The following is an 11,761-nucleotide window of genomic DNA, read 5'->3' as shown; positions in this document are numbered from 1 at the left end:
ATTTCAATGAAACGAACGATTACACTCTTACTAGCCTGTATGGCTTTGTCGGCATCAATGAGTCTGTCGGCTCAAGAGCTACAGACCCGCAAGGCTCTGGTCAATCCACGGAATGCTGGTGCCGAGATCACCGTGCTTTCAGGGCACTCAGGTCTGCGCTCCACCTTTATCTCTCCAGCGGAGGCAAAGGGCGATCTGACGCTCTTCCTCAAGGAGGACTTCTCTCTCATGACCGCTGGTAGTGAGTTAGCACCTGACACCGTCGGGACTATCTGCGCTCCCGATGGAACGTACAAGTATCGCATCTGGCAAAACATCGACCCTCAGTACACTCACTGGCGTGGCTGGGGTGGTACATTTGATGGTCTAACCTTCGAGGAGTGCCAGGGCAAAGGCTCCACACATGCTGCTGGTGGTACTATACATCTAGGGAGCAAGGAGGGCGCCAAACTCAATACGCCGCCCCTAGATCTGATGGATGTCAAGCTACATGAGGATGACCTCACGAGTGACAATATCATCGTCATACGCTTTAAGGCCAAGGTGACACAGCCTATCGACCCTAAGCTCTGCATGGTAAGGCTCTTCGTCGAGTCTGCTGAGACCTCTTGGTATCGAGACGGTGACAATCCCGTCTACAAGGGTGAGTGGAGCGTACTACGTCCTCTGACTCCAGAGATTACGACCCTATCGACAGAGTGGGAGACCTATGAAATGGCCTTCGCAGGTGCTGGCCATAGCACCATCGTCAATATGGGCTTTCAGGTGATGCCTCTGAGTCGAGAGATCGCTGAGACTGGTGATTACCACTTTGACCTCCTCCTAGACGATGTCGAGGTGTACAAGATGAAGCCCTTCCTACCCATTCCGAAGGTGACAAGCTTTACAGACTTTACGTCTGATAGCTTTGTCGCTAATTGGGCAGCTGTCGAAGGGGCTGATAGCTATCTCGTAGATGTCTACTATATGGCTGTCGATGAGACCGTACCCCCCAATCCGATGGGACAGCGTCCTATGATCCGCAAGGACTATCTAATGGGACAAAAGGTCACGACCAATAGCTATAAGGTCACAGGCATCGACCCGCAGTACGTTTACTACTACAATGTACGAGCTGTGCAAGGGGACAAAGAGTCTTACCGCTCCGTAGACCAAGCGGTCAATGGACTCTCTGTACCAGAGCTACAGCCGGTGTCAGATCTGACTGCTGATCACTATGTCGCCTCGTGGTCTGAAGTGCCCTCGGCTGGTCGATACTTCTACATGGCTTATCATGACAGACGAGTATACACCGACTCAGAGGTTACGCTGATCGATGAGGACTTTACGGGTGTCAAAGACCTAGATGGCAACGCTACTGGATGGGGCGTCGACAATCCTCCCGCAGGTTGCTATGCTAAGGCTTACCCTACAGATCTCAACATGCCTGGATGGGAGATGTACTCTTATGCTCCCTGTACAGACTATGTGGGCTTCGACGGGTGGCAGTTCATCAATCATGGTGCTAGTGCCTCGATGCAGGCTCCCGAGCTAGACCTCTCGCATGGCGGTGGTGTGGTCCGTGTATCTGTCAGTCTGTATGGAGCCTATGATGTGACTAGCAATCAGTTCCCACAGGCAGCGCTCGCACTCTTTAACTACAATGAGGAGACTGAAAAGTATGAGCAGGCAGACCTCGTCTACATCGCAGAGGAGGCACAGAGACCTATCATCAATCAGTGGCAAGACTACTCTGTACAGCTCCGGAATGGTAGCAAGCGCTCCATCATCGCCCTCTTTGCAGTCAAGGGACCCGAGTATCTCTTTGTAGATAACTTCAAAGTCACGCAGCGCTTTAAGAAAGGCGAGTCCTATCTAGCTCCCTACTTTGGCGAGCCACTCCATGAAGGTACTTCGATAAATGTCTCTGTACCTGCTCCTCTGCAGCAAGATGCGCTCTATCATCGAGTCAGAGCTGTCAAGGCCAATGAGCAGGGGCTGCTCATGAGTAAATTCTCTAAGCTTGAGGAGATACGCAAGGCTACTGCTGTCAGTCAGCTGGTCCTAACGGAGCCTAGCGCCAAGATGATCGAAGGCGTGCTGACCATCGTCAACCCCAACGGCGACTCAGTACAAGTGTATGACGTGACAGGACGAGTACTCTATAGCTCAGCGCAGGCTGACACACAGCTTGAGCTCACACTCCCTACGGAGCAATCCTACATCGTACGTATCGGCAGCCAGCTGTACAAAGTACGCTAGCGAGATCACATACGCTATAAAAAGCGATAGCCACGTGAGAATTTGAGATTTCTCACGTGGCTATTTTTTATTCTCCACGTGGGCGTGAATCATTTCCTCCGAAGTTTCATTTGATTCCTCCGAAGTTTCATTTCTTTCCTACGTGGAGAATTTTCATTTCCCACGTGGAGATTTTCAAATCTCCACGTGGAGATCGACTTTTCCTGACAAATCCGAGTAACGATCTGTGTGGGGGCTACATGTATCGTGAGATTTGCGGAGTCGAGCTATCTACTAAAGGAGTGATGGGGTAGACGAGACGACAAAAAAAGAGCCTGTTGCTTCTTGCAACAGGCTCAGAAGAGAGTTACAGAGTACTGTACCCTCGATTCCAGGTGACCTCCGATCCGTGCGTTCGTACAGCCTCTGTGCGGGCAAGGACGAAGAAGTAGTCGCTCAGACGATTGACAAAGCGAACGATCAGATCATCTACACGGCTCTCCTCACGGAGGCGGTAGATGTTGCGCTCGGCACGACGGCATACGGTGCGACAGACGTGACAGAGTGCAGCCGTGCGTCCACCAGAGGGGAGGACGAACTCCTTGAGACGAGGGAGCGTAGCGTCCAGCTCGTCGATCTTATGCTCCAGCTTCTCAATGTCCGTCGGGTCTATCCGCATAGCTGCGAGATACTCCTCCTGATCGGGGGGCGTGGCTAGACTGCCTGCTACGTTAAAGAGGATATGCTGTAGACGCAGCAGGAAGTCGTGCGTCTCATCTGTGAGGTCCTCAGCGAGGAGGACGCCGATATGGCTGTTGAGCTCATCGATAGTGCCGTAGCACTCGAGGCGTATGTGACCCTTGGAGATGCGTGTACCGCCGACGAGTCCCGTGGTACCGTCATCGCCACGGCGGGTGTATATGGGGCTTTTCTTCATAGTTGTAGGTTATTTGAGTAGGTAATAGGGTTAATGTCTGATACGTGTCCAGAAGTCTTGGCGGGGCAACTTATGATCTAGGAAGAGTAGTTGTCCGCCGGTATAGTCGATCATCATGCCAGCCTCTCTCTGGCGGAAGGTTTTGGGCACCTTCCTCCCTATATGCCAAAGTAAGGAGCCGCTCTCCCACGGCATATCCGCTAGGGGTGCACCTTGCCACAGGATCAGCGCACGATCGTAGGCTAGTGCCTTGTCGTACTGCGTGACGAGCTGTGTGAGGGGCCACTGGTAGAGCAGCTGCAGTGCGAGTTGCCTCTGCTGGTGGTCTAGGAGGTCGGCACTCTCGGGTAGCTCCTCTAGATGCTCTGGGTAGTACGCTACGCCACGCTGGTCTAGCACTAAGGTGATAAGCCGAAAGGCTGTCGGCGAGTGGACGCTATGTCCTAGCGAAGTCCACCAGCGTCTGAGGAGTGTGCCCATAGTGTATAGCTTATGATCTGACTAGATAAAATCATGCGAAGACGAGCTAATGATACCATTAGCTTGCCTTCGCATGATATTTAGTCTTAGCTGCAATTACTCAGCTACGACGGGAGCCTCAGCAGGAGCCTCTACGACTAGAGCACCCTCGCAAAGCTGCTTGTCGCCCTTGCCGAAGTAGAAAGAGTCACCCTTCGTCCAGAAGTAGTAGCCCTCCTCGTTTTCCCACTTAGCACCGTCAGCGCTGACAGCGTTCTTCAGCTCGTAAACGACATTGCCCTCGACATCCTTGAGCGATGCATTCTCACGATTCTCGCCGGTGACTGTTAGCTCAAAGTGCTGCTTGCCATCAGCCGTAGCGTAGTTGAAGACTTCGGGCTCAGCAACTACAGGAGCCTCTACGACCATAGCGGTAGAGTCTACGGTAGTAGTCGTTGCGTCCTTCTTCTCCGTGTTACAAGCTACTAGTGCTAGACCAGCAGCTACGATTAGCATAAACTTTTTCATATTCGTATGATTGATTAAAGTGAATAGAATCCGATTGATTACGCCTGCTGCTCCTTAAAGCGGGAGCCGACCAAAGCGTAGTAAAGCATATAGAGCTCTCCTGCTACAACGAGTAGCCAGGTGTAGTGATACCCTCCGAGGAGGTCCGCTAGCAAGCTCTGTAAGAATGGTAAGAGTGCCCCTCCGATGAGTCCCATCAGGAGCACGCCTGAGGCTCTCGTGGCTAGACTCCCTAGCTCCTTAAGTGCTAGCGAATAGATAGCGCCCCACATGACCGAGTGGCATAGTCCTACAGCGATGAGCCAGTAAGGCTGATTGGTCACGACAGCGATCAGGATGAGGATTGCGGAGAGCAGCGTGGTACTCCAGAGTAGCTTGCGGTCAGAGACACGGTTCAGGAAGCTACCTACGAAGCGCCCTACTAGCATAGCTCCCCAGTAGAGCGTAGCGTAGAGAGCCACGGTGTTATAGCTCAGCGCGAGGTCATGCTGACCATATAGGATGATGTTGGCACCGATGCAGACCTCGACACCGACATAGCAGAAGAGCGCTATGCAGCCGAGACGCACACGTCGTATGCGCCACACGGTCTTGAAGCTCACCTCGGCATCCTCACTGCTGGTCGTCCCCTCGATATGCGGGACATGGAGTCGCTTGACCACGTAGGAGAGGATGAGTACGACACCCATCAGGATGATCATCGGCACGATGACCTCTTGGATCTGTACATCTTTCAGATCCTCCACCCCGCCGAAGATAACCATCGATACAAAGAGTGGCGCTAGCATGGTCATCGTTGAGTTGCCCACACCACCGATGTTTTGACGCTGTACAGCGGAGGTGCCAGGTACGGTACAGGCGATGAGATAAGGATTGACCGAAGACTGCATGAAGGTGATCCCCGCTCCACAAACGAAGGAGCCGAGTAGGAAGATCAGATAGCTCACAGGCAGCTGTACTGTCTCGGAGAGCGTGATCCAGAGCGAGGTGTGCATGAAGAGCAGTGCCGAGAGGACAAAGAGTAGGATGCCTCCCGCCAGCAAAAGCAACCCTCTGACGATGGTCATCTTGTAGCCATGCCGCTCGACGAAGCGTGACGAGACAGGTCCCAGCACAAGGTACGAGAGGAAGAAAGCGAAGATGAGTAGCGTCGTAAAGCTATTGGTCCAGGCCCCTGCTGAGTGCAGATAAGCACTCTGTATGGGTGCTTGAAACTGCTGATTGATGCTCGTGATGAAGCCGATGACGGTCATCATGATCACCATAGTTATGAAAGGCCCAAGATAGTTTGGTTTGGTTCCTGTCGAAAGGGTTGGCATACGAACTTGCTAGTCTAATCCGCTGCAAAGTTATACAAAAAGAAGTCACCAACCACAAGTTTAGTTCGAAACATACTCATAGCAGCGGTAACGAAAGAATCTTGAGATAGGTGACTTCCTTGTATTTAGCCTTAGTAGAGCTCTGTGGCTGGTGCCACAGAAGCTCTAAATCTTATCGTCTAGTCGTCATGACGCTCACGACGTGGACGACGCTCACGGCGCTCTCCATCGTCACGACGCTCACGGCGTGGACGACGCTCAGGCTCTACATAGCCCTCGGGCTTAGGTAGGAGTGCCTTGTGTGATAGACTGAACTTGCCCGTCTTGGGGTCGATCTCGATGAGCTTGACATCGATCGTGTCGCCCTCCTTGAGACCTGTATCCTCGATCGTGGCAAAGCGCTTCCAGTCGATCTCGCTGATGTGAAGCAGTCCATCCTTGCCTGGCATAAACTGTACGAAGCAGCCGTAAGGCATCACGGAGGAGACGGTACCCTTGTAGACCTCGCCCACCTCTGGGGTAGCGACGATGCCTCGTACCATAGCTAGTGCTGCATCGAGAGACTCCTTGTTGGAGCTGCTGATCTCGACGATACCATAGTTGTCCACCTCTTCGATGTTGACCGTGGCACCACTCTGCTCCTGAATGCCCTGGATGATCTTACCGCCCGGGCCAATGACAGCTCCGATGAACTCCTTGCCGATGCGTAGCGTCTCAATGCGTGGTGCATGAGGCTTCATGTCAGGACGAGCCTCGGGCTGTGCCTCCTCGATCTTGTCGAGAATGTGGAGACGACCAGCCTTAGCCTGTGCCAAAGCTTTTGCTAGGATCTCATAGCTCAGACCATCGACCTTGATATCCATCTGCGTAGCGGTGATACCATCACGCGTACCGGTCACCTTAAAGTCCATATCGCCGAGGTGATCCTCGTCACCTAGGATGTCAGAGAGGATGGCGTAGTTGGTCCCCTTGTTCTCACTGATGAGACCCATGGCGATACCGGAGACAGGCTTCTTCATCTGGACACCAGCATCACGCAGTGCGAGCGTACCAGCGCAGACAGTTGCCATAGAGGAGGATCCGTTGGACTCAAGGATATCACTCATCACACGGATTACGTAGGGGTAGTCCTCGGGGATCATACGCTTGAGCGCACGGTGTGCTAGGTTACCGTGACCTATCTCACGACGGCTGATGCCGCGCGAAGCTTTTGCCTCGCCTGTGGAGAAGGGCGGGAAGTTGTAGTGTAGGAGGAAACGCTCCTTACCGTAGTTGAGTACATCATCGACTAGCTTCTCATCGCTCTTAGTACCGAGCGTCACTGTAGATAGAGACTGCGTCTCACCACGTGTGAAGATAGCCGATCCGTGAGGTCCTGGTAGGCAGTCGGTCTCGATCCAGATAGGACGTATCTCGTTGGTACGACGACCATCGAGACGCTTGCCCTCGTCGAGGATCATACGACGCATAGCCGCCTTCTCCATATCGTGATAGTAGCGGTCGATGATCATACCCTTAGCCTCAAGCTCCTCTTCGGTAAACTGCGCCTTGAACTCCTCAACGATCGCCTCAAAGGCATCGCCACGAGCATGCTTGTCGGTACCAGCGGTAGCTACCTTGTAGATCTTGTCATAGAGCTCACGCTGCATACGCTCACGTAGCTCCTCGTCTTGCTCCTCAGCGGGGTACTCGCGCTTGGTCATCTTGCCGACAGCCTCCGAGAGCTCTAGCTGAGCCTGGCACTGTACCTTGATAGCCTCGTGAGCTACCTTGATAGCCTCGAGCATCTCCTCCTCTTGGACCTCTTCCATCTCGCCCTCGACCATCATAATGTTGTCGAGTGTAGCTGCGACCATCAGGTCAATGTCTGCACGCTCTAGCTGCTCGAAGGTAGGATTGATGACAAACTCCCCATCGATGCGTGCTACACGTACCTCACTGATAGGACCTCCGAAAGGAATATCGGAGACCGCTAGTGCAGCCGAAGCTGCTAGTCCAGCGAGTGCGTCAGGCATATCGACACCGTCAGAAGAGAAGAGGATAATGTTCACATAAACCTCTGCATGGTAGTCATCGGGGAAGAGTGGACGCAGTGCGCGATCCACTAGTCGGCAAGTTAATATCTCATAGTCTGAGGCGCGTCCCTCACGGCGTGTGAAGCCTCCGGGGAAGCGGCCTACGGCTGAATACTTCTCTTTGTACTCTACCTGTAGTGGCATAAAGTCTACATCGGGCTTAGCCTCCTTGGCTGCTGTTACAGCTGCGAGTAGTACGGTAGAGCCCATGGTGACGGTGACAGCACCGTCGGCTTGCTTGGCAAGCTTGCCCGTCTCGATGGTGATCGTGCGACCATCGGGTAGGGTGATTGTCTTGTTGACCGGATTGATCATAAAAATCGTCTGATTACTTAGTTCTATTGTCTTATACCTCGATAAAATCGTCCAAAGTTACAAAAACTAATGCAGATTGCGACAATTCGTCCTGCACAAGTTCCACATCTTATAAGAATTAACCCCTTTTACAGCGTGCGGTGATCTATGTAGACGGTGTCCGCAAAGAAGGCTCCTCGCACCCCCTCGGGATAGCGGTCTACGACGATGACGGTAGGGTGAGCGATAGAAAGAAAGCGTGCCAACTCTTCGCGCGCCTGCTGTCGGGCATTCCGTATGTAGCCTGCACGGTAGACCTCATCGATGAGTCGCTGCGGGATACGCCGCTTGGCTCTATTCTCTTGCTCTGCAGTGAGTGTCTTCGTGGTGAAGCCCTGACGTAGTGAGTGTACATCGATCACGGTGTAACCGATCTCGTGCGGTGTAACCTCTTCGGGGGGAAGCTGCACATAGAGCGTGTCGCCCTGTAGCTGCGTGGGGAGCTGGTCTATATCGAAGTCTATGTAGGTACGAGCCTGTATGACGTAGGCTAGCACCATACCATCGATGGTATCGACCATGGGGATCTCTTGATAGCACTCGCCTGTGGAGAGCTTGAGCACCTCCTCGATCGAGCGAACGGTCATAGCGTGTGTGACTACATCGCTGTAGTCCTCGCTCTTGTTCTTGTTTTTGGAGCAGCTACGCCATAGGAGGACGATACCGACTAGAAGCAGTATCGCTAGGAGTATATAAGGGATGCGCTTAAGCCATTTGCCCATAGAGATGAGAAGCTACAAAGGTGAGAGATGAATCAATGAGTAGGCTGTGTCAATGCTGAGCCGCGCTCTACAATGACGACCGTAGGCGGTAGCTCGTAGGAGAGGAGGAGCTGCGTGAGCCATCGGCGTAGCTTCTCGATAGAGCGCTGTCGTATCTGAGCGATGAGCTGATCATTGGAGGTGATCTCCTGCTGGAGCACTTGGTAGGCGCGATTCTTGACACGGGCACGATCTTGCGGAGTGATAGGGTTCCGGAGGGGTGCTACATACTCGTACTCAGTCCTTAGCGTGAAGTCTCGCCCGCGCAGCTCCACCTGTATGGGGGATATGTAGACGGTGAGCTGCTGCTTGTCGCTGTCGTAGCTTACATCGTCTGCCGAGAAGCCTGTCAAGTCGGTATAACTCACCAATGTCGCATCAAAGGAGTAGATGCCTACACGGTTACCTACTTTCGTCTGATTGCTCAGCCACTTGGCGAAGTCCTTAAAGCTACTGATGTCGTAGAAAGATATCTTGGGATCCTGCAGGGTGACCGCCTTCTGGAGCGTCGTCTCCGTGAGAAGCAGTTTGCCAACGCTCTGGTACTGCTGTACGATCGCCTCTTGTAGCAGCTCTTCGGGCTTCTTTTGCTTGGAGCAGCTAGGCAGGCTTACGAGCAAACAGAAAAGTGCTGAGAGCAGTAAGAGGCATTGGCGCCGAAGATGCTTCATAACTTTGCGATACTATAATGTAGGTCGTAGGAAGAGAGTTACTGCTCGACCATCTTGAGGACAGCGGGGAGCATCTCTACAATATCGCGGGCTATCATGCTACGTGGGGAGCATCGCTCGCCATAATGATTGGCTGTCAAGCCATGGATGTAAACGCCTAGCGGTGCGGCCTCGGCGGGTGCGTAGCCTTGTGCTAGGAGCGAGAGGATGATGCCCGTGAGTACATCTCCGCTGCCGGCGGTGGCGAGGGCTGGTGTGCCTGAGCTGTTGAAAATAACCTCGCCAGTGGGCAGGCAAGTAGCAGTGTTAGCCCCCTTGAGTACGACGATGAGCTCCTGCTCCATGGCTAGCTCCTGCGCTTTCGTCAGGCGGTGATGGTCATCAAGGGCATTGCCTATGATGCGGTCCAGCTCGCCTGGATGCGGTGTGAGTATGGTCTCCTTGGGTAGGACGCTCAGCAGCTCGGGGTGGAGAGCTAGGAGATTGAGCGCATCGGCATCGAGGAGTAGTGGAGTGGCAGGCTGTATGTTTTGCAGGAGATGCTCCAAGAGATGTAGCGTGAGCGGTGCTGTGCCAATGCCAGGTCCCATGGCAATAGCTTGATAGCTGTGTAGCTCCTTAGGAAGAGTACCAACGATGGTCTCCTCTTTGTCCTTCTCCACGAGAGCCTCGGGAATGATTATGTTCGCTAGCTGAGCTAGTGAGCTAGGTAGATGCATTGTAAGCTTGCCTAGTCCTGAGCGCATGGCGCCCATACCTGCCAGCATAGCCGCGCCCGCCATCGCCTCGGATCCTGCGATGAGAAGGGCATGTCCTTGCGTCCCTTTGTGTGCAAAGTGTGAGAGCGGCTTCAAGGCTCTACGAGCATCTTGAGGCGTGTAGAGGTAGTAGTCCGTCTGTATGGCAGGATCTTCGTCCATGTTGAGACTGAGCGAGAGGATGCGTAGCGAGCCTGTATAGCACTCGTTGTCCGATAGGAGGAGGGCTATCTTGGGACTTTCGCAGGTAAGGGTGTAGTCCGACTTGATGATCGCCTGCAGGTTGTTCTCGCTATTGTCCTTGTCATATAGTCCCGAGGGTATGTCCACCGCGATGACGGTGGCTGGCGAAGCGTTGATCAATTGATCTACCAGCACGGCAAAGCCTCCCTCTAGAGGGCGCGAGAGCCCTGTGCCAAAGAGTGCATCGATGACGAGCGTCTGAGCAGTCAAGAGCGGTGGCTGAAACTCATCTGCGACAATGGTTAGGGCGTCAGGGTGAAACTCCTGAAGCTTCGTCTGCTGCCAGGCGCAAGCCTCCGAGAGCTCCTCCTCTTGCTTGCAAAAGAGGTAGCAGTGTACCCTATGTCCCTCCTGCAGTAAGCGCCGTGCGATGGCTAGGCCATCAGCTCCGTTATTGCCAGGGCCTGCGAAGACGTAGACGATGCCTTGTGGCAGGTCTGAGATACTCCTAAGCTCTACGACAAAGCGCTGAGCGACACGCTCCACAAGGTCGTGGATGGAGAGATGATCACGCTCGAGGATATAACTATCCGTGCTGCCCCATTGGCGTCCGACGAGTATCTTTTTCATTGTTTCAGCTGGTCTGTTTAGTTGGTTGGTTGCGACTTAGCTATGGTCTTGGAGCTTTTGTCTAGAGCTAATCCATCGATCCACGGACGATGCCGCGCTTGCTGTCGCTGATGAAGTTGTAGATGAGGTCGCGCTCGTAGCACTGCGGATAGCGACTCTGTATCTCTACGAGCGCCTCGCTGTTGTTGAGCCCACCCTGATAAAGTGTGCGGTAGATGTCATTGATGAGGAAGATCTGCTCATTGGTAAAGCCTCTGCGACGCAGCCCTACGATATTGATGCCGCAGTAAACGATCGGATCGCGCCCCACGAGACAGTAGGGTGGGATGTCCTTGGTTACCTTAGAGCCACCCTGTATCATCACATGCTGCGAGATGCGTACGAACTGATGTACCAGTACAGCACCGCTGAGGATCGCATAGTCGTCTATCTCGACCTCTCCAGCGAGCTGGGTTGCATTACCTAGGATGATGTGATCCTTGAGGATGCAGTCATGTGCTACATGTGAGTAAGCCATGATGAGACAGTTACTACCGACGACTGTCGTGCCACGCGAAGCGGTGCCACGATTGACGGTAGCGAACTCTCGGATAGTTGTATGGTCACCGATGACGGCTGTGGTCTCCTCACCTTTGAACTTAAGGTCTTGTGGTACACCGGCGATCACGGCGTAGGGATGTATGTGACAGTCGCTACCGATACGCGCTCCGCTGCGTATTATGCAGCCTTGGTCTAGGACTGTGCGGTCACCGATGACCGTGTTGGCCTCTATGGTGACAAAAGGTCCGACCGTCACCTCAGCACCTATCTGTGCCTCAGGGTGTACCTGAGCGAGAGGAGATATAAGCGTTTGAGCCATATAGTAG

Annotated in this window: 10 protein-coding genes; 1 reads left to right on the top strand and 9 read right to left on the bottom strand. The window is 53.4% G+C overall.

Annotated features, from left to right (window positions below):
- Window positions 1–6 precede the first annotated feature (6 nt).
- Window positions 7–2,241 (top strand): hypothetical protein, encoded by a 2,235-nt coding sequence (locus PORAS_RS01980; protein WP_013759977.1) that lies wholly within the window; start codon window positions 7–9, stop codon window positions 2,239–2,241.
- Window positions 2,242–2,587: 346 nt separating this feature from the next.
- Here PORAS_RS01980 and PORAS_RS01975 read toward each other — a convergent pair whose 3' ends face one another.
- The 9 genes from PORAS_RS01975 to lpxA all read right to left on the bottom strand — a co-directional run bounded on the left by PORAS_RS01975 (window position 2,588) and on the right by lpxA (window position 11,754).
- A complete protein-coding gene (locus PORAS_RS01975) occupies window positions 2,588–3,157 on the bottom strand; it encodes a cob(I)yrinic acid a,c-diamide adenosyltransferase (RefSeq protein WP_013759976.1) in 570 nt (189 codons plus the stop codon).
- Window positions 3,158–3,187: 30 nt separating this feature from the next.
- Window positions 3,188–3,637: a hypothetical protein gene (locus tag PORAS_RS01970; protein ID WP_013759975.1), complete on the bottom strand. Its 450-nt coding sequence runs from the start codon at window positions 3,635–3,637 to the stop codon at window positions 3,188–3,190.
- A gap of 96 nt (window positions 3,638–3,733) precedes the next feature.
- Window positions 3,734–4,144 carry an MliC family protein gene (locus tag PORAS_RS01965; protein ID WP_013759974.1) on the bottom strand — a complete coding sequence of 137 codons (411 nt, stop codon included), beginning with the start codon at window positions 4,142–4,144 and terminating at the stop codon, window positions 3,734–3,736.
- A 38-nt stretch (window positions 4,145–4,182) separates the two neighbouring features.
- A complete protein-coding gene (locus PORAS_RS01960; RefSeq protein ID WP_013759973.1) occupies window positions 4,183–5,409 on the bottom strand; it encodes an MFS transporter in 1,227 nt (408 codons plus the stop codon).
- Window positions 5,410–5,642: 233 nt separating this feature from the next.
- Entirely contained in the window at window positions 5,643–7,853 is a 2,211-nt protein-coding gene (locus PORAS_RS01955; RefSeq protein ID WP_004331870.1) for a polyribonucleotide nucleotidyltransferase, read from the bottom strand.
- A 128-nt stretch (window positions 7,854–7,981) separates the two neighbouring features.
- Window positions 7,982–8,614: a DUF4230 domain-containing protein gene (locus tag PORAS_RS01950; protein WP_013759972.1), complete on the bottom strand. Its 633-nt coding sequence runs from the start codon at window positions 8,612–8,614 to the stop codon at window positions 7,982–7,984.
- 32 nt (window positions 8,615–8,646) lie between these two features.
- Window positions 8,647–9,324 (bottom strand): DUF4230 domain-containing protein, encoded by a 678-nt coding sequence (locus PORAS_RS01945; protein WP_013759971.1) that lies wholly within the window; start codon window positions 9,322–9,324, stop codon window positions 8,647–8,649.
- A 38-nt stretch (window positions 9,325–9,362) separates the two neighbouring features.
- Window positions 9,363–10,895, bottom strand: a complete 1,533-nt coding sequence (locus PORAS_RS01940; RefSeq protein WP_013759970.1) for an NAD(P)H-hydrate dehydratase — start codon at window positions 10,893–10,895, stop codon at window positions 9,363–9,365.
- A gap of 67 nt (window positions 10,896–10,962) precedes the next feature.
- Window positions 10,963–11,754: an acyl-ACP--UDP-N-acetylglucosamine O-acyltransferase gene (gene lpxA, locus PORAS_RS01935; RefSeq protein ID WP_013759969.1), complete on the bottom strand. Its 792-nt coding sequence runs from the start codon at window positions 11,752–11,754 to the stop codon at window positions 10,963–10,965.
- Window positions 11,755–11,761 lie beyond the last annotated feature (7 nt).

Source organism: Porphyromonas asaccharolytica DSM 20707, from assembly GCF_000212375.1.
Taxonomy (GTDB): domain Bacteria; phylum Bacteroidota; class Bacteroidia; order Bacteroidales; family Porphyromonadaceae; genus Porphyromonas; species Porphyromonas asaccharolytica.
Note: the sequence above shows the minus strand (reverse complement) of the source record. Positions and strands in the feature narration are given on the sequence as shown.